Below are 17935 nucleotides of genomic sequence, written 5' to 3'. Positions count from 1 at the left end.
CATTATGAATTTGAAAGGAAATTATTGGCTCGGGTACTCGTATCTTTGCTGGATACGCTCACACCAATGCTTTAAAATGTAATACTATGGAATCAAAAAGACAGCAACAGGTATCAGAGCTCATCCTAAGAAATTTTTCTTATGTGCTCATCCAGGAGGGGTTTAACATCTATGGAAATAAGCCACTGGTCACAGTAACACAGGTAAAAGTCGCTACTGATCTGCAACTTGCCCGTATCTATCTCAGCATATACAATGTGGAAGATAAAGAAGCCGTGCTGAATCAGATAAAAGAAAATGATTTTAAGCTCAAACAAGAGATGTATCACAGATTGAGAAAACAGCTTCGTCGTATGCCAGCTATAGAATACTTTATAGACGAAACCCTTGACGAAATGTACCGCGTCGAAGAACTTTTCCAAAAATTAGAAGCTAATCAACTCAAAGCCCCAATAACCAGCCCGAAGGATTAAGCTGATGGGAGCTGCAATGGGCTCATTGAGGTTTATAACTATCAATTAAAGCCTGTAAAAATTTTACCCCTTCCGGTGACATCAATACTGTTCCCGAAGAAACTTTATTTTCTATAATCGTAAAATAGTTGCAGCCAGGGCTTAAATGAATGTCAGCTTCCCTAATGATTTTTCCTTTTGAAAGAAAGGAGATTCTGCCTATAGGAGGACATTGCATATTGGAGGGCTTTCCACTTGCGGTGAGGAAGTTTACGCTTTGTCGGATGGAAGGAGGATCATTTTGACTCACACTGATATTCATGTGGTAAAACAACATATCGACATAATCTGCACTGTTGCTTAGATTGAGAATATCGTCATTAGTCAAATAACTGGCAGCTGAAGTCCGAACAGGATCGCTTTTTTTTTCTTCTTTGTTGTTCTTACAAGCAATGAAAGTGAATATTATAAGCCATGACATAAAGATTCGCATGCGTCAAAAATAGTCAGAAATGGTAAAATGCATCCAGCGAAAGAAAATATCCTTTCATAGAGATGATATTTCTTTTCTCAAAAAAGGGTTGGACTTTTTCTGCGTCAAGGATCTTCGACATCGAGCGGTGATACCGGAAAGTGATTCCGGATTTTCGAGTTAGCTTAATATTTGCTCCCAAAACCATAGAGAGATCATTGGTACTAATATAAGGGTTGATTTCATTTAAATTCAGGCTCCTGACACCTGACCCGATGGGATCTTGAATCTCCGATCTGATGAGCCTTCCCATAGAGACGCCACCTTCTACCTGAAGTCGATAATATTCTTTAAGAGGGTGATACCAATCATTAACCACCAGGAGGCCAGTGATGCAACCATAATCCAATATCATTTTTCTGCCATTATTGGTGGATTTGCCGTATCCTTTGGATTGACTGCCTCTTTGAGAATAACTTAATTCTGTATGAAATTCAAATTTAGGTATGATAAAAGCTATACCTCGCAAGCCAAATTCGATACCCGGCTTGTCATAGCCTTGCATATCATCACCATCCACCTGAGCTAAAGTGCCGCCGGCGAATACACCCGACCCAAACCTCAAAGGTTGCGCCTGCCCCCTGGTTGGAGCTAACATGCTAAGGATCAGATATAAGGCTATTAAGCGCAACATATTAAAAAAAAATTGCATGGAAAATTTCAATTCCCCATGCTAATTTCTGATTTTTGTCTGTCAATTCTTTAAAAAACGTTTTGAAGGACACTGTTGTTAATATTTTCTAAAGAGTCTTTGAGGTTTTATAAACTTTTAACAAAGACTGGGTGAGAATTATTTGAAACGCTGACGGTTACACTTTCTTTATTCCTTTATACCATTTAATTATACAATGAGTTCAAAAATAAGATATACTAAAACTACACTGGAAAAAATAGAATCCTTACTCGCAGAAGCAGGATACAATATTCGATACGAGAAAGGCAATTTTCAATCTGGGTCTTGTGTTCTCGAAAGTCGTAAAATGATCATTATCAACCGTTTTTATGAGACTGAGGGCAGAGTTATTGCATTTTTAGATATCCTGCAGCAGTTGATAATAGACATAGACTCCCTATCGGAAGTATCCCAATCTTTTTATCATCAGCTTAAACTTGAGGCCGAGAAAGAGGAAATGGTGTGAACATTACTTTTTTAGGTACTGGTACTTCTCAGGGCGTCCCTGTTATAGGGTGTACTTGTGAAGTCTGCCTGTCCTCTAATCGCCGAGACAAACGCCTCCGTTGTGCAGCACTGATCCAGGATGGACCGTCCAATATACTGATAGATGGAGGGCCAGATATCCGATATCAATTATTGAGAGCAGGGGTCACCCATCTTGAAGCGTTATTGTTGACCCACGAACATTATGATCATACAGGTGGACTAGATGATTTACGGCCTTTGATCTTCATAAAGAACGAGCCACTCCCAATATACCTTCAAAGAGATGTATCTGAAATAATTAAACTTAAATATGACTACGCCTTCGGAGAACAAAAATATCCTGGAGCACCTAGATTTGAATTGATTGAGATCCAAGCTGATACATCATTTCACATTGGATCTTCCTATGTCAAGCCCTTACGGGTTATACATGGAGAGTTAAGTATCCTGGGCTATCAAATCAATAACAAACTGGCCTATATCACAGATGCCAATCAACTTCCAGAATCAACTTTAAAAAATATACAAGGTGTGGAAGTATTGGTAATCAACGCTTTACATCATAGGCCACATCATTCTCATTTTACATTGGATCAAACATTGGAGGTCATCAAACAAGTTTCTCCAAAATCGACTTATATCATACATATGAGCCATTATATGGGCCTCTATGAAGATGTTCAAGCCAAATTACCACAGAATGTCTATTTAGCATACGATCAGCTCAAACTTGACTTAATGGTTTGACTGTCAGGATAAGCTTAAATTTGTATTCCAGCTCATCCTGCATTAAGCTATATGAATAGATTACAATTCGAAAAAAGTCCTTATTTATTACAACATAAGTCTAATCCTGTCGATTGGTATCCCTGGGGCTCAGAAGCGCTTGAAAAGGCAGTTAAGGAGGATAAACCAATCTTATTATCAATAGGCTACAGCAGCTGCCATTGGTGTCATGTCATGGAGCAGGAATCCTTTACCGATCCTTTGGTAGCCGAATATATGAATCATCATTTTATCAATATCAAACTGGATAGAGAAGAACGACCAGACCTGGATAAGATATATATGGATGCGGTGGTATCGATCTCCGGATCCGGGGGCTGGCCATTAAATTGTTTTTTGCTACCTGACAAAAAGCCATTCTACGGAGGTACCTATTTTCCGCCCTCTCCTAGGCACCAAAGGCCTTCCTGGAGCCAAATCTTACAGCATATCGTCAGAATATTTAAGGAAAAACGAGTTGAAGTGGAAGAGCAAGCCGGTCGATTGATTCGATATGTGAGCAACGCTTCATCTACACTCCTGGAGGTCGCATCCAAAGATCATGACCTTGCTACCGACGCAGGCGTAAAAATATTTCAGCATTTAAAAAATAGATTTGACAGGTCAAACGGAGGATTTGGCGGAGCCCCCAAATTCCCCTCGACGATGACACTCAAGTTTTTGTTAGATCATTATTTCTACACAGGTCAACTACAAGGACTACAGCACGTGATCAGCTCTTTGGAACACATGGCCAGAGGAGGCATATTTGATCAAATTGGTGGTGGGTTTGCCAGGTATACTACGGACACAGCATGGCGCATACCACATTTTGAAAAGATGCTGTACGACAATGCACTTTTCATGTCACTGTATAGTCAAGCCTTCAAAATATCACCCGGACCTATACTCAAAAAAGTAGTCTCCCAATCTGCTACCTGGCTCACCAGGGATATGAAGTCGTCCGTAGGAGGCTATTATAGCGCCATGGATGCTGATAGTGAACATGTAGAAGGAAAATACTATGTATGGGACTATAATGAAATTAAAAAATTATTGAATTCAGAAGACTTTAAGTTATTTGAGTCGGTATACGATATCCATCCTGAAGGCAATTGGGCTGATCCTTCACACACTGGAGGAGCGCCTATCAATATCCTTTGGGTGAGAAATGAATTTGAAGACGAACTCACCTATTGCAGCAAAAGGTTACAGTCTGTACATGAAGAGCTTTTAAAACAAAGAGATACCCGGATAGCACCATTAAAGGATACCAAAATAATTACAGCCTGGAATGCTCTATTATGCATGGGCTGGTTCGATGCATACGATGCTTTTGGGACGAAAGATTTCCTGCAAGAAGCTGTTTCAATATTGACTTATTTTGAAGAGATCGCCCTGGTCGAAGAGCGATATTTGCATCAATACGAATCTGAAATACCGGCCATGCTGGATGATCTGGCATATGGTATTTTGGCATTTTTATATGGTTACAGATCTACAGGTAATAAAGGATATTTATCCAAGGCAAGGCAGCTGGCCAAACATGTGATGCATCATTATTATCTCCCTGCTCAAAAGTCATTTAGATATTCGGTTTCTACTCATGATCTTGTCGCAGAGGTAAATGATCTATATGACAACACCATGCCTTCTGCCTCAGGGGCTATGGCATACAACCTGGTATATTTGGGTAGAGTACTTTCTATAGATGATTGGGAGTTGCTGGGAAACGAACTTATCACAGATCTTCGAGGTGCGATCATTAGATACCCTGATTCACTAAGCCATTGGGCAAGTTTGACGATCAGCCAGGATATAGGTTGGATGGAGGTCAAATCTTCTGCAGAAGCTGACATCGATTCTATAAGGTCACTCTATCTTCCCTCGCCAATCTTACATTTTCTGGAAGAGAAAAATGCAGATATCTCATTATGTCATCAATTTTCTTGTGAAATGCCTGTAAATTCGATCCAAGAATTTCGTTCACTTTTAGATAAGCATTATCATTTGGATGAGGAGAGATAAGATTATAGGTATTTTCTGCATGTTTACAAGCTTAGTTGCTTTAGGTCAGGAGAGCAGCCAATACTCTATCTTCATGGGCCAAAAATATGCCCTCAATCCAGCTTACGCGGGCATGGAGTCCTCTCTGAGTATCACAGGAATATATCGGGCTCAGTGGCAGGAATTAGCTGGATCACCCACTTCCAGGATGATACATGCCAATATGCCGCTTTATTATGTAAAAGGGGCCGGTGGCATTAAATTGGAACAGGAAAGTTTTGGGGTGGAAAAGACGATCCGGGGTCTGATTTCATATAACTATGTCTTCGAAAACAATCTTGGACTTTTTTCAGCGGGTTTGGGTTTGGGTTTTGTACAAAAATCCTTCGATGGTTCTTTATTGCGCACACCTTCAGGCAAGTACGAGGGAGGCATTATTTTTCATCAGGATAATATTTTGCCTGAAACTCAAGCCAATGGTCTGGTACCACAGGTAAGTGCTGGAATTTATTTTGCCCAGGAGCGCTTGGAGGCAGGTCTTTCAGTTGAAAATTTTCATAATCCTACCATTCACTTTAACAGAATTACCGCAGAATACAAACTCCGGCCGAGAGTCAACTTTTATGCAGAATATAAATTTGATTTAAATGAATCCTTGGTCATTACACCTTCTCTCTTGATCAAATCGGACTTGGTGCTGACACAGACCGATCTTACCGGACTAGCTACCATCAATCAAAATGTGCTGGCTGGAATTGGCTTGAGAGGCTATTCAAGTAATACTTTAGATGCCATTTCCGTTCTAGGAGGGCTTCAGGTCAATCCTAATCTAAGGGTGCTATATGCTTTTGATTTTACATTATCCAGCATCAAAACTGTTCACCAGGGTACCCATGAGCTGATGTTGAACTATAACTTGAACAAAAAGATAGGTGGAGTCGAACGAGAACCTATTATTTTCAACCCCAGATATTGAATTTTGCTTTATTTAACTAAATTTTAATGAGGTAAGGCATGATTTATGTACTTAGTAGCAATGTAGATCGTTTAATTGATTGGAGCGCAAGGTTCTTTCAATTATTCACTACCAAAATGAACTGAAATTTTTGTAAATATTTAGAAAACAAGGAAGTATCTTTACGCGCATTTTTAAATTGAGCCAGAATTAAATTGAAAACGAACGACAATGAATAGAAAAGCCTTTCGATGGAGTGTTTCCTCTCTTTTTTTATTGATATTATTTGCTTGTGGGGGCGGTAACAAGCAGTCAGGATACCTCTCTGGTAGTGCCGGTAGACCCAAATGGAAAGGAATCAATCCTTATGGCATGGTCTATATTCCTTCGGGCACCCTTCATGTAGGTCAAAGTGACCAGGATATCTTCAGTTCTTATATTCAAAAACCTAAGGCTATATCTATTTCAGGTTTTTATATGGATGATACAGAGATTACTAATAATGAATACCGTCAATTTGTTGATTATGTGAGAGATTCTTTGGCTCATACCTTGATGGGGGATATCATCGAGAACGATGACGGATCTACCTCGATTGATTGGGAATTGGATATTGACTGGACTGCGGAGGAGCTGAGCGAATTATACTACCAGGGAGAAGATAGATTGGCCGGCAATGAAATCGATGTGAGAAAAATGATTTACACATATTCCTGGTTTGATATCAGGGCAGCAGCGATGAATAAGAATGCTCCAAGAAAATCTTTTATCAAAAAGGAGTCTACTTCAATTTATCCTGATACTTTATGCTGGATCAGAGATTTTGCTTATTCCTATAATGATCCAATTGCAAAAAATTATTTTTGGCATCCAGCTTACGATGATTATCCGGTAGTTGGAGTCAACTGGTCAATGGCAAAAGCATTCAGTCAATGGCGTACCCAGCTTTGGAACACAAACAGACCTGATGAAGTCAATTCTGAAGGCTTCAGGCTGCCTACTGAGTATGAGTGGGAATATGCTGCCAGAGGCAAAAAAGACCTGGCTCCTTATCCATGGGGTGGTTATTATGTCAGAAACGCAAAAGGATGCTTGTTAGCCAATTTTAAACCCGGCAGGGGAAATTATCCTGAAGATGGAGGCCAGTATACGGTAGAAGTACATTCTTATTTTCCTAATGAATATGGTTTGTACAATATGGCTGGAAATGTAGCAGAATGGACAGTGACCGCTTATTTTGACAATGCCAATAATTTCACTCACGACATGAATCCTGATATACAATACGATGCAAAGCAAAGCGATCCGGAAGTATATAAGCGAAAAGTGATCAGGGGTGGATCTTGGAAAGACATATCATATTATCTCCAAAATGGTACTCGTACATACGATTACCAGGATACGACCAAATCATATATAGGCTTTAGAAATGTACTTTCCTTTTTGGGAAGATCTATTAATGATTTTAAGTAATCAACCTTGATTAAACCAAAGAATTGAACTTTCAACTTGTGATTGAAACCTTTATTTTATTTTATTAAATCATCAAATCGTTAAATAAAATTATATATTATTATGGCTACCTGGTATAAAACCTCCTCCTTTAAATACATAAAAAATTTGATCATTGGCGTGGGTGCTGCCCTCGTAATGCTTGGAGCTCTGTTCAAAATTGAGAGTTTGCCTTATGCAAGTGAATTTTTGACGATAGGGCTATGTACTGAGGCTATTTTATTTCTTATGCTTGGGCTTTTACCGCCAGACAAAGATTATTATTGGGAAAAATTATATCCTGGTATTGATGATTATCATGGCGATGTACCTGCGATTTTGCCTGGAGTTGGCGCTATAGATTCCAAAGCAAAAAAGTCAATGCGTCAGCTTGACGGAGAGCTAGTCGAAAATCAGCTTGGAGGAATGTTGACAGAGCTTCAGGGGATGAGTAAAAGCATGGGATCTCTTAAAGCGCTTCAAGAGGTTGATTTTAGCAAGACCAAACAACAGCTTCAATCTGTTACTGACTTTTATGGAAAGATGAATGAAGCTTTTATGGCACTGCAGGGTTCTGTGGAAGATGCCAAAAAGACCCAACACGAACTTGGCATTTTATCTAAAAGCTTAACTTCTCTTAATAGCAATTATGCTGGTATGAATGAGGCTTTTACCTTGATGCAGAATTCAGCAGGTGATGCAAAGAAGACACAGGAAGAACTTGGCATTCTTTCAAAAAGCCTGACTTCCTTAAACGGTACTTATGCTAAAGTGAATGAAGCGTTTACTTCCATACACGATTCAGCTGGAGATGCAGCCCGGACAAAAGAACAATTAAAGGTCTTAGCTCAAAACCTTGAATCCATGAATAAAGTATATGGCAATATGCTTACTGCCATGACTGTTAAATAGTTTTATAACTAAATTATTATTTTAATCACCTCCTCTGAAACAATTTAATTTAAGTCATGTCTATACCTAAGCAACCCAGACAGCTCATGATCAACCTGATGTATCTGGTTCTCACAGCTTTGTTGGCACTCAATGTTTCTGCTGAAATTTTTAATGCATTTAGAGTAGTAGATAAAGGGTTGAAAAAGAGTAATGTAGCCCTGGATGAATCCAATAATAAAATTCCGGCTGAAGTAGATAAGTTGGCCAAAAAAGATGAAGCTCAGCTGCGAAAATATGCCGACCGGGCTGTACCTGCCAGGGAGGTAAGCAAAGAGTTTACCGACTTTGTTCAGACGATAATTGATACGATGGTAAATGAGACAGGAGGTTATGTCACCGACTCACGAACTGGAATCACCTCGCTCAAAGGTGAAAAGAACAAGGATGTGACTACTCGTCTGTTGGTAGGAAAAGATCCAGCTGCAAATAACGGCAAAGGTGCCGAATTAGAAAAAAAGATCACTGAAGCACGAGATAAATTTATTCAACTAATCGATGAAACGGATAGGCCAGAATTCATGAATAAATTGTCCATGAGCATAGACTCAGCCTGGACTGCTACCAATAAAAAGAACTGGGCCAATTTTAACTTCAATCATATGCCGTTGGGAGCCACCTTGCCTATCCTCAATAAACTTCAAAATGATGCTAAAAGTACTGAAGCAGCTGTGCTAAACTATTTGATGGGTAAGGTAGGTGGAGAAGATATCAAATTTGATAAATACCAGGTTGTATCCGCTCCCAAAAAGGGTTATATCATCTCCGGTGAGAAATATGAAGCTGATCTCTATTTGAGTGCCTCTTCCTCTAACGTTGGTACTAATATGACTGCCTCTGTAAATGGAGCCAATGTACCTGTCATCGATGGAGTGGCCAAATATTCTGTGACTCCATCAGGTGTGGGGCAAAAGAAGTATACGGTAAGGTTTTCAGTGATAAACCCAGTTACAGGACAAACTACTACTTCTGAAAGCGAATTTGAATATGAAGTAGGTGAAAGATCTGTCACTGTGTCTGCTGCTAAAATGAATGTATTATATAAAGGAGTTGAAAATCCTATCGAAGTATCGGCTGCAGGAATATCAAGCAACCAGATCAATGTATCCTTTGATGGTCCGGGTACCATTAATAGAAATTCTGATGGCACGTATGGGCTTACTTTGGCCAATTCAGCTAAGCCTGGCACTCAGGGAACCATTATCGTTAGCGCAGCTGGTAATGCGCCCACACGGAAAGCATTCAGAATCAAAGGTATTCCCGATCCGATACCCAGGATAGGGGGCATCAAAGAGAATAAAGTCGGAAATGGAGAATTTAAAGCACAGCTTGGTATAGCTGCTATACTTGAAAACTTCGATTTTGATGCTAAATGTGATATTGCAGGCTATACCGTCACGAGGGTAGCTAAAGGAGAAGATCTATCCGAAGCCACTAACCCAGGCAGTCGGTTTGCTGCGGAAGCTGCCAGAATTATATCTTTGGCTAAACCAGGCAATTTGTATCTGTTTTCAAATATCAGGTGTAAGTGCCCGGGTGATGAAGTCAATCGAAGATTAGGAGACATTACAATATCTATTCAATAAAGAATAAGCTATGAAGAAATTATTTTTTGCCATGTCTTTTGCTTGCGGACTCGCAACTATTGGCCAGGCACAGCGACCAGAAAACATTATCACCGAATCCAGCGAACCTGCTGACAGCAGCATATTCATGGATGATATAGTAGTCCGGAGGACGATTTTGGATCAAAGAGTACTGCCTTACGAATCACTTCGTGAAGCAGATATTCCATGGGAAAAACGTATCTGGCAAGTGATTGATGTAAGAGAAAAACTCAATCTGCCTTTTATATATCCTAGGGAGCCTTTGTTTGCTATTCTCAATGAAGCTGCGGTTAGTGGTATGGTGGCAGCATTTAGAGACGACGAATTCAAACAATTGATGCAGCCTGGAGAGATTGAAGGTATGATGTTTAGCATGGACACGGTGCAGGTAGTGGATCCGGAGACATATGAGACCAAGACATCAGTCGTTAGAAATGAGATTAGCGCAGACAATATTAAATTCTATAGAATCAAAGAAGTTTGGTTTTTTGATCGTGAAGCTTCAAGACTTAAAGTTAGAATATTAGGTATAGCACCTGTACGTGAACGTATCATAGCAGGTAGAGCGGAGGAACAACCGATGTTTTGGTTATATTATCCTCAAATCAGAGAAGTCCTGGCGAAAAAACAAGCATTCAATGACTTTAATGATGCAGCCCCACTCAGTTGGGATGATGTCTTTGAAATGCGCAGGTTCTCCAGCTATATCTTCAAAGAATCAAATGCACAGGACTTGCGTTTGAAGGATTTTTTCCCGGATGATGGAGTAGCCCGCTTACGCGAAAGTGACAAAATCAAAGACAAATTGTTCAATTTTGAACATGATCTTTGGGAGTATTGATCTGAATATCAATCATTTGAATATATTTTTAGGCCGGTCTTTGAACCGGCTTTTTTATTGAGGTTTTGGCTTTATAATGAAAAACTGATACCCTGGGCCAGAGGCAGTTGCGAGGAGTAGTTGATCGTGTTGGTTTGTCTTCGCATATAGTTTTTCCAGGCGTCAGATCCACTTTCACGACCGCCACCTGTTTCTTTTTCCCCTCCAAAAGCCCCTCCAATCTCGGCACCACTGGTGCCAATATTGACATTGGCAATGCCGCAATCAGAACCCTGAACAGATAGAAACAATTCTGCTTCTTTTATTTCATTCGTCATGATGGCGGAGGATAAGCCTTGTGGCACATCATTGTGGATATGAATAGCATCCTGCAATGATTGATATTTCATGACATATAAGATTGGGGCGAAGGTCTCTTGTTGTACTATCTCTATACCATGGTTCACAGCTGCTATAACCGGTCTGACATAGCATTTGCTATTAAATCCTTTACCGGTGAGTACTCCGGAGGGAGTCAGTAATTGTCCACCTTGTTTAATAATCTCCTGAAGTGCCTGCAAATAATTATCCACAGCGGCTTCATCGATGAGCGGCCCCATGTGCATAGATGCATTCAGTGGGTCGCCAATTTTGATCTGAGAGTAGGCTTTACGAAGCGCTGAAACCACTTTATCATATATGGACTCATGGATGATCAATCTTCGAGTCGAAGTGCATCGCTGACCGGCGGTGCCCACAGCACCAAATACAGCTCCAGTCAGTACTATTTTGAGGTCGGCACTTGGAGTAATGATGATGGCATTATTTCCACCCAGTTCTAACAATGTTTTGCCAAGTCTTGAAGCCACAGTTTGGGCTACCGATTTGCCCATCCTGGTACTGCCGGTGGCACTGATGAGGGCTATCCTGTGATCCTGAGCTAACCATTGACCAACTACGGCATCTCCATGGATCAGATTGATTACCCCTTCATAGACTTTATTTATTTTTAGAACTTTTTCGATGATATTCATTACAGCGACCGCACACAATGGGGTCTTTTCTGAAGGCTTCCAGATGATAGTGTTGCCACAGATGAGGGCTAGCATTGCATTCCAGCTCCACACCGCTACCGGGAAGTTAAAAGCTGAAATGATACCTACGACTCCAAGCGGATGCCACTGCTCATACATCCTGTGTCCGGGTCTTTCACTATGCATCGTAAGCCCATAAAGCTGGCGGGACAGACCTACGGCAAAATCACAGATATCGATGATTTCCTGGACTTCACCCTGACCTTCTTGCAGACTTTTACCCATTTCATAAGATACCAATTTGCCGAGGGTAGATTTATTTGCTCTAAAGGCATCTCCAATCTGCCTGACCAAATCTCCGCGCTTAGGCGAAGGCACTTGTCGCCATGATCTTTGTACTCTCACCGCGCCAGCTACTACTTTGTCATATTCCGTTCTGGAGATCTGTGCGACTGCTGCCATCCTTTTACCATCTACCGGGGAATATGAATAGATCTGCGTTTTTGATCTGCCACCTTTCCTCAGACCGGTTACAAATGCTGGATTAACCGGCTTAATTCCTAATTGGTTCAATAGTTTCATAATGATTAGATATGTATATAAAGTTACACTTGAATCTTCATATCAAAAAAAAAGCCCGGCTGGATGCTGGGCTCTGATATATTTTACTGAAGCGAATTATTATAAAACCTGACCATTAAGAGTCAATGAAAAATATAAATTATCCTGAGATGGATCTGCCATTTTGATACCAAGTTCGGAGGCTTTTATTTTAATGCCGGGTGTCAAAATGGTGATAAATTTTGGTCTGTAATCTATCCGAGCCTTGGTATTGAAGGGAATAGATTTGCCCATCAATTCAAGGGTGCCTTTGATTAAGTGGGTCGCTTGCTGATCATTGATGGCTTTGGTACATTCTTCGATGATAAAACTACCATTGGTAAAACGCTGATTGTCAAAAACATCTTTACTTTTTAAGAAGGTGATCATGGATTCGTCCACATTGGCTACCATTTCGATTGAATTCATATCCAGGTTAAAGGCTCCTTTGGTGATCAATCCATCTTTGATATGAAGACTGCCCTTGTTGATAGTGATAGCTCCTTTGACAAGGCTATTTTTAAAAAGCCTTCCAGGAAGAGTTTGCTTCCTTCCGGAGTAATATCAATATCATGATCTAATACCTCTAAGGTAGAGATATCGCCGTCGGTTTTGGCTTTTGCTGCAGGTGCATTCGTTACTTCAGCAGAAGTAGTTTTGGGCTCGTTTTTGCAGGAATTTAAAATAAGAGCGCTTAGAAGTAGAAAGAAGGTGAGATGAAGTGATTTCATATAAGTATTGTTGATATGTATAAAATTTTTTTTATCAGCTTTAATCCATGGTTATAGCAAATGCAGCTGCACCTATGATACCAGCATGATTTTGCAAAGAAGCCGGTTTGACCTTAGTTTTGACTTTGATTTGTTTTTTAAAATCAGCATAGCGTTTGCTTAGACCACCACCAAGAAAGATCATAGTAGGAGAAAAATAAACTCCAGATGTTCCAAAAAGTGGTTGAATTGAATGCCCCAGTTCATCCAGCTCATTCTTTTTTTCTCCCGGGCTGTGTTGGAAGCATAGTACTCAAAATCTGCTTTTTTATAATTTAAATGTCCAAACTCTGTATTCGGTACTAGGGTGCCATCTATAAATAAAGCAGAGCCCAGTCCAGTACCTATAGTAATCAAAATTACAGTTCCTTTTTGCCCTTTACCTAGTCCAAAATGCATCTCTGCCATTCCGGCTACATCAGCATCATTGGCTATATGAAACTTGCAACCAGTGATTTTATTGAATAATTTTTCAGCATTGACTCCAACCCATTTTTTATCAATATTGGCTGCACTTTTAATGACGGCATCATGGATGATAGCAGGAAATCCACATCCTACAGGTCCTTTATATTTAAAAGTATCGACCACTTGTTTTACAGCCTTAAATATATTGGCAGGAGTAGAAGGGGTAGGTGTTTTTATTTTTATAACCTCGCCGATCAAGGCACCTGTATGGATGTCAACCAAACCTGCTTTTATGCCTGTTCCACCGATATCTATACCCAATATTTGAGTTTTAGTTTTTGTCATATAGTTTTAATTATGAGGAATGATTGAAATCTTCATCCAAATATTGTCCAGCGGACGATTACGGCCATCAGCCATGGAAGCAGCGATCTGGTCTAAAATATCCAGACCTTCGGTGATACGACCGAATACCGTGTAATCATGATCGAGAAAAGGTGTACCGCCCAGGGCCTGATACTCTTGCTTTACACTTTCAGTATATTTAAAATTGTGTTTAAACTCTTGTAACGGAAGGTCTGTCAATGCTACAGGTCTGCCTGATACAATATAAAACTGTGATCCGGAAGACTTTTTTTCAGGATTATTACTTCTGGCGGCAGCGAGGGCCCCTTTTACATGGGCCAGAGAATCAACAAATTCTGCAGGGACAAGGTAGCCAGGGCCACCCATACCCAGAGGAATTCCAGCTTTCGCATTTTTGCTGTCAGGATCTCCGCCCTGAATCATGAATCCGGGTATCACTCTGTGAAAAAGCAAACTGTCATAAAATTGTTCATTGATTAATTTTATAAAATTGTCCCGGTGCAAAGGAGTTTCGTTGGCAAGATATCCTTTCATAGTGCCCAGGGGAGTCTCTATTTGGATAAATGTAGTGTCTTGTGCTTCACTCATATTGATAATTGATAGAATAAAAAGTAAAATAAAAAATTTGGATTGGATTGATTTCATAATCAGAAGAAATGAATGTAAAATCAGTAATTTATTATTTAAGTCGCACCTTCATAGATACATCCTCGAGTGGTCGGTTACTAGGATTGGTCGGTGTCACAGCGATTTTCTCTGCGATGTCTAATCCCTTTACGACTTCGCCAAAGACTGTGTAATCAGCATCTAAAGAAGGCAGGCCACCTACTGATTTATATTTTGCTATTTGGGCTTCATTGTATTTTATGCCCTTATTTTGTTGCCATTGAGCAAGTTCCTGATCTGATACCGGAGCTCCAAGTACTATATAAAACTGCGACCCGGAGGACATTTTTTCGGGATTCTGGTTACGGGCAGCTGCGAGCGTACCTTTAAAATGAGGAGCTCCGATCTCTGCTTTGATTTCATATCCAGGCCCGCCACCTCCCAGGAATGCCTCTGGAGCAGCTCCCTTTGATTGGGGATCACCACCCTGAATCACAAAATTGGGTATCACCCGGTGAAACAATAAACCATCATAATATTTTTCTTTGGCGAGTTTTATAAAATTATCCCGATGAAGTGGGGTCTCATCATAAAGGACTATCTCAATATCTCCCATCGAAGTCTCGATCACTGCGTGCTGACCACCTGGCTTAGAACAAGCAGATAACACAAGCATACTGACGAATGCAATAAAAACGGCTTTCATTATTTAATTAAGTTTTTGACCATTGATCATTAAAATATTCAATAGATTTCATTCTAAGATATTGATCCTGAGCTCCTTCTCCTTTTATGTCAAATGCCCGCACTTGAGCATAATGCGGCCATCCATCCGTGTCCAGGCCATCCCAGCGATAATATCCATCAAGCGTCATCAAAGTACAAACAGCTATGTGCATGAGGTCTTGCTTTTCCTCTTTTTTGAAGCGATTTGATTTCCATTTGCCGAGCTCCTGGATACCTATGAATAAGAGGACAGCATTGAGATCCGGCAACTTCTCAAGAACAAAACTGTCTTTGAGCTTATGACGCAGCTGCAACCAATCAAAGTCCAATTGTAAATTTTTCTCCAGTAGGGTACTTTGCATGGGCTGCAAAATTACAAAAATATAACTTCAGCTGACACGATTTTTTAACGCCAGGTTCTTTCAATAAATTGAAGGATGAGTGGCTGGTTTTGAATGTTAAAACACCCGGATTATGGTAATGATGATAAGATCCGAGATTAATTCTGGCACTAATTGGCAAAGACCATATTTCCTGCCATACTAAAATGCTAAAAACCAGCATTTGATTCCATTTAAAGGATTCTTTTTTTTAAAACTACTACGGTGAAAATCGTAAAGACAAGTAACCAACCGCATTTTTGGTGTGCCGCTCCATTCATCCTATTTTAAGTAGCCGTACCAAGCTATAGTTACAAAAGCATTGCTCAATACATGTTGTATATTGAATTCATGTGATTCGTTCCAGAGCTAAAGCAGCCATGACTTCTAATTAAAAAAAGTAAGGAGAACCTTTGTCCTCCTTACTTTGATTAATAAAAAACCTTACTTAAAAACTCTACTTGTCGCTGCAGGATGCAGCTGGATAGATCTTAGGGTGTGCTTAAAGTATATTCAGTCGAGGTTAAAAGAGTGAATGAATCTTTCATTTCCCTGAGTGACCAACAAGGTATACGATCCCCTGTCCAACTTCGAAAGGTTAAACTGTTGATTATACCCTGGATGGTCGATCAAGGCTTCATAAATGGTCTCATGGTTAGGGTCGAGGATCTTTAAAGTGGATTGGTGATCCAGGTTGAGATAATTTACTTTCAATTGTTTGCCAAGAACAGAGATCTGAGGTTTGAAATAAGTCTCAATTGTAGGATCTATGAGTATTCCTTTATCTTTTTTGGTGATATTTTGTTTGGAAGTTCGAAGTTCATTGCTTAATACGATTTTGTACGTACCCTCAGACAATCTGGAAAGGTTGTATTTTTTTATTTTAGTGGCTTCAGTGATTTTGTAAGTCTGATCAAAGATCGTGCGACCTTCTTCATCCTTGATTTGAACATTCAAGTCTGATTGGTTCCATTGGGCAGTTTGTAATAAAAGTGTTTGACCACTTATATTCATTGTAAAGTTTGCATCAGCTATAGTGCCTGCAGAGGCAGTGAATGCTGAGGTTGTGATCAGGGCGATCAACAGGAAGGAGATAATTGTTTTCATAGGTTAAAAATTTAAATTGAAAAATTTGAATTAATTATGATACAAAGATGAAGGTAGAGAGGCCAGCCATCCTTCATTTGGATTTTCAGATCTTAATACCAGATTAACCAACATGAATTTGGAAATAATTTTTTCACCAAAATTTTAAATGCCTGATTTAAGCCAATTTTTTGTTAATTAATACCTTGGTAATTTTAGGAATAGCACATTTGTATTTCATTATGATTCCATCTTTATGAAAAACATGCTTGGCACTGCGCCCGTCCTTGAACTAATTGCGCCGAGTTTTGATCAGTCATTTACCTTTAGACGGTTTGAAGAAGCAGAGCCTAATCTCAAGCCATTTTGGCATTATCATCCGGAGATTGAGCTGGTATATATTAAGTCAGGCTCTGCCAAAAGGCATATTGGGAACCACATTTCTCAATATAATAATGGAGATCTCATCTTATTGGGACCCAATTTACCACATTACGGATTCACCGAAAGATTGCTAGGACATAGATCAGAAATTGTAATTCAATTGAGGCCTGATTTTCTTGGGCCATCCTTTTTCTCCATTCCTGAAATGAAAGGGGTGGACCAATTGATGAATAAAGCTGCTTCCGGAGTAGTATTCCATGGTCGTACTAAGAAAGAAATAGGGGAGCACCTGGAGGATTTGTCTGTAAGTAACACATTTGAAAAACTAATTGGCCTGCTAAAAATATTTAGAGATTTGGCATCTTCTGATGATGACCAGGTACTGAATACCAATGGACCTGCCCTGGTATACAAAAAGCAAGACAATGATAAAATAGGCAGAGTGCATGAATATGTCAAGCAACATTTTACGGAAGAAATCACCTTAGCAGAGATTTCAGATCTTGTTTCTATGGAGATACCCTCTTTTTGCAGATATTTTAAGCGGGTCACCGGAAAAACATTTACGGAGTTCGTCAATGATTTCAGGGTTAGCTATGCCTGCAAATTATTATCTGATACCTCATTAAGCATCTCCGAGGTTTGTTTTGATAGCGGGTTTAATAATTCCTCCCATTTTAATAGACTTTTTAAATCTATAACTGGTAAAACCCCTCTAGCCTATAGAGAGGAATTGGATCATATCATTGTTTAACTCTCATTTTGGCTCGGTATATGCCGACCTTAACCTGACGAATAGTCATCTCCTTAGAGCATAATACTGTCAATTATTC

19 protein-coding genes and 1 pseudogene are annotated in these 17935 nt (G+C 39.8%); 10 read left to right on the top strand and 10 right to left on the bottom strand.

The annotated features are described in order from the left end of the window. Nucleotides 1-86 precede the first annotated feature (86 nt). A complete protein-coding gene (gene rbfA, locus IPJ09_09890) occupies nucleotides 87-473 on the top strand; it encodes a 30S ribosome-binding factor RbfA (GenBank protein MBK7371733.1) in 387 nt (128 codons plus the stop codon). A gap of 22 nt (nucleotides 474-495) precedes the next feature. Here rbfA and IPJ09_09885 read toward each other — a convergent pair whose 3' ends face one another. Together IPJ09_09885 and IPJ09_09880 are read right to left on the bottom strand one after the other, a co-directional pair. Further along, a complete protein-coding gene (locus IPJ09_09885) occupies nucleotides 496-933 on the bottom strand; it encodes a hypothetical protein (protein MBK7371732.1) in 438 nt (145 codons plus the stop codon). A 25-nt stretch (nucleotides 934-958) separates the two neighbouring features. Further along, on the bottom strand, nucleotides 959-1618 hold the full coding sequence (locus tag IPJ09_09880; protein MBK7371731.1) for an outer membrane beta-barrel protein: 660 nt from the start codon (nucleotides 1616-1618) through the stop codon (nucleotides 959-961). A 226-nt stretch (nucleotides 1619-1844) separates the two neighbouring features. Between IPJ09_09880 and IPJ09_09875 the strand changes: the two genes are divergently transcribed. From IPJ09_09875 to gldN, 8 genes are all read left to right on the top strand, one after another. Then, a complete protein-coding gene (locus IPJ09_09875) occupies nucleotides 1845-2123 on the top strand; it encodes a hypothetical protein (protein MBK7371730.1) in 279 nt (92 codons plus the stop codon). Then, the gene (locus tag IPJ09_09870; protein ID MBK7371729.1) at nucleotides 2120-2893 is read left to right on the top strand and encodes an MBL fold metallo-hydrolase; all 774 of its coding nucleotides are present in this window, start codon (nucleotides 2120-2122) and stop codon (nucleotides 2891-2893) included. Before IPJ09_09875 ends, IPJ09_09870 begins: the two co-directional genes overlap by 4 nt. A 51-nt stretch (nucleotides 2894-2944) precedes the next feature. Beyond that, a complete protein-coding gene (locus IPJ09_09865) occupies nucleotides 2945-4939 on the top strand; it encodes a thioredoxin domain-containing protein (GenBank protein MBK7371728.1) in 1995 nt (664 codons plus the stop codon). 19 nt (nucleotides 4940-4958) lie between these two features. Next, nucleotides 4959-5894 (top strand): PorP/SprF family type IX secretion system membrane protein, encoded by a 936-nt coding sequence (locus IPJ09_09860; protein MBK7371727.1) that lies wholly within the window; start codon nucleotides 4959-4961, stop codon nucleotides 5892-5894. Nucleotides 5895-6104: 210 nt separating this feature from the next. After that, the gene (locus IPJ09_09855) at nucleotides 6105-7346 is read left to right on the top strand and encodes an SUMF1/EgtB/PvdO family nonheme iron enzyme (protein ID MBK7371726.1); all 1242 of its coding nucleotides are present in this window, start codon (nucleotides 6105-6107) and stop codon (nucleotides 7344-7346) included. A gap of 102 nt (nucleotides 7347-7448) precedes the next feature. After that, nucleotides 7449-8276, top strand: a complete 828-nt coding sequence (gene gldL / locus IPJ09_09850; protein ID MBK7371725.1) for a gliding motility protein GldL — start codon at nucleotides 7449-7451, stop codon at nucleotides 8274-8276. A gap of 56 nt (nucleotides 8277-8332) precedes the next feature. Next, a complete protein-coding gene (gldM, locus tag IPJ09_09845; protein ID MBK7371724.1) occupies nucleotides 8333-9901 on the top strand; it encodes a gliding motility protein GldM in 1569 nt (522 codons plus the stop codon). Between the two features lie 31 nt (nucleotides 9902-9932). After that, entirely contained in the window at nucleotides 9933-10763 is an 831-nt protein-coding gene (gene gldN, locus IPJ09_09840) for a gliding motility protein GldN (protein MBK7371723.1), read from the top strand. 71 nt (nucleotides 10764-10834) lie between these two features. Here the strand turns inward: gldN and IPJ09_09835 are convergent, their stop codons facing one another. The 8 genes and pseudogenes from IPJ09_09835 to IPJ09_09800 all read right to left on the bottom strand — a co-directional run bounded on the left by IPJ09_09835 (nucleotide 10835) and on the right by IPJ09_09800 (nucleotide 16739). Continuing rightward, the gene (locus tag IPJ09_09835; protein ID MBK7371722.1) at nucleotides 10835-12358 is read right to left on the bottom strand and encodes an aldehyde dehydrogenase family protein; all 1524 of its coding nucleotides are present in this window, start codon (nucleotides 12356-12358) and stop codon (nucleotides 10835-10837) included. Nucleotides 12359-12457: 99 nt separating this feature from the next. Beyond that, nucleotides 12458-12874, bottom strand: coding sequence for a YceI family protein (locus IPJ09_09830; GenBank protein ID MBK7371721.1), 417 nt, complete (start codon nucleotides 12872-12874; stop codon nucleotides 12458-12460). Further along, the gene (locus IPJ09_09825; protein MBK7371720.1) at nucleotides 12832-13107 is read right to left on the bottom strand and encodes a hypothetical protein; all 276 of its coding nucleotides are present in this window, start codon (nucleotides 13105-13107) and stop codon (nucleotides 12832-12834) included. Before IPJ09_09825 ends, IPJ09_09830 begins: the two co-directional genes overlap by 43 nt. A 40-nt stretch (nucleotides 13108-13147) precedes the next feature. After that, a pseudogene (locus IPJ09_09820) lies at nucleotides 13148-13899 on the bottom strand (ROK family protein). A 6-nt stretch (nucleotides 13900-13905) separates the two neighbouring features. Further along, entirely contained in the window at nucleotides 13906-14565 is a 660-nt protein-coding gene (locus tag IPJ09_09815; protein MBK7371719.1) for a peptidylprolyl isomerase, read from the bottom strand. A 34-nt stretch (nucleotides 14566-14599) separates the two neighbouring features. After that, nucleotides 14600-15232: a peptidylprolyl isomerase gene (locus tag IPJ09_09810; GenBank protein MBK7371718.1), complete on the bottom strand. Its 633-nt coding sequence runs from the start codon at nucleotides 15230-15232 to the stop codon at nucleotides 14600-14602. Between the two features lie 7 nt (nucleotides 15233-15239). Next, nucleotides 15240-15614 carry a hypothetical protein gene (locus IPJ09_09805; GenBank protein MBK7371717.1) on the bottom strand — a complete coding sequence of 125 codons (375 nt, stop codon included), beginning with the start codon at nucleotides 15612-15614 and terminating at the stop codon, nucleotides 15240-15242. Nucleotides 15615-16145: 531 nt separating this feature from the next. Beyond that, nucleotides 16146-16739 carry a hypothetical protein gene (locus IPJ09_09800; protein MBK7371716.1) on the bottom strand — a complete coding sequence of 198 codons (594 nt, stop codon included), beginning with the start codon at nucleotides 16737-16739 and terminating at the stop codon, nucleotides 16146-16148. A 244-nt stretch (nucleotides 16740-16983) separates the two neighbouring features. Here IPJ09_09800 and IPJ09_09795 point away from each other — a divergent pair, with 244 nt between their 5' ends. Then, the gene (locus tag IPJ09_09795; protein ID MBK7371715.1) at nucleotides 16984-17856 is read left to right on the top strand and encodes a helix-turn-helix domain-containing protein; all 873 of its coding nucleotides are present in this window, start codon (nucleotides 16984-16986) and stop codon (nucleotides 17854-17856) included. The last annotated feature ends 79 nt before the right edge of the window (nucleotides 17857-17935 follow it).

The organism is Saprospiraceae bacterium, assembly GCA_016709995.1.
GTDB lineage: Bacteria > Bacteroidota > Bacteroidia > Chitinophagales > Saprospiraceae > JADJLQ01.
The sequence above is the reverse complement of the archived record's forward strand: the minus strand, read 5'-3'. Positions and strand labels throughout refer to the sequence as shown.

Excerpts from the sequence above, each read along its gene's own strand:
- rbfA (MBK7371733.1), top strand. The coding sequence starts at position 87 with ATGGAATCAAAAAGACAGCAACAGGTATCAGAGCTCATCCTAAGAAAT.
- IPJ09_09885 (MBK7371732.1), bottom strand. The coding sequence starts at position 933 with ATGTCATGGCTTATAATATTCACTTTCATTGCTTGTAAGAACAACAAA.
- IPJ09_09880 (MBK7371731.1), bottom strand. The coding sequence starts at position 1,618 with ATGTTGCGCTTAATAGCCTTATATCTGATCCTTAGCATGTTAGCTCCA.
- IPJ09_09865 (MBK7371728.1), top strand. The coding sequence starts at position 2,945 with ATGAATAGATTACAATTCGAAAAAAGTCCTTATTTATTACAACATAAG.
- IPJ09_09860 (MBK7371727.1), top strand. The coding sequence starts at position 4,959 with ATGTTTACAAGCTTAGTTGCTTTAGGTCAGGAGAGCAGCCAATACTCT.
- IPJ09_09855 (MBK7371726.1), top strand. The coding sequence starts at position 6,105 with ATGAATAGAAAAGCCTTTCGATGGAGTGTTTCCTCTCTTTTTTTATTG.
- gldL (MBK7371725.1), top strand. The coding sequence starts at position 7,449 with ATGGCTACCTGGTATAAAACCTCCTCCTTTAAATACATAAAAAATTTG.
- gldM (MBK7371724.1), top strand. The coding sequence starts at position 8,333 with ATGTCTATACCTAAGCAACCCAGACAGCTCATGATCAACCTGATGTAT.
- gldN (MBK7371723.1), top strand. The coding sequence starts at position 9,933 with ATGTCTTTTGCTTGCGGACTCGCAACTATTGGCCAGGCACAGCGACCA.
- IPJ09_09835 (MBK7371722.1), bottom strand. The coding sequence starts at position 12,358 with ATGAAACTATTGAACCAATTAGGAATTAAGCCGGTTAATCCAGCATTT.
- IPJ09_09825 (MBK7371720.1), bottom strand. The coding sequence starts at position 13,107 with ATGAAATCACTTCATCTCACCTTCTTTCTACTTCTAAGCGCTCTTATT.
- IPJ09_09815 (MBK7371719.1), bottom strand. The coding sequence starts at position 14,565 with ATGAAATCAATCCAATCCAAATTTTTTATTTTACTTTTTATTCTATCA.
- IPJ09_09810 (MBK7371718.1), bottom strand. The coding sequence starts at position 15,232 with ATGAAAGCCGTTTTTATTGCATTCGTCAGTATGCTTGTGTTATCTGCT.
- IPJ09_09805 (MBK7371717.1), bottom strand. The coding sequence starts at position 15,614 with ATGCAAAGTACCCTACTGGAGAAAAATTTACAATTGGACTTTGATTGG.
- IPJ09_09800 (MBK7371716.1), bottom strand. The coding sequence starts at position 16,739 with ATGAAAACAATTATCTCCTTCCTGTTGATCGCCCTGATCACAACCTCA.
- IPJ09_09795 (MBK7371715.1), top strand. The coding sequence starts at position 16,984 with ATGCTTGGCACTGCGCCCGTCCTTGAACTAATTGCGCCGAGTTTTGAT.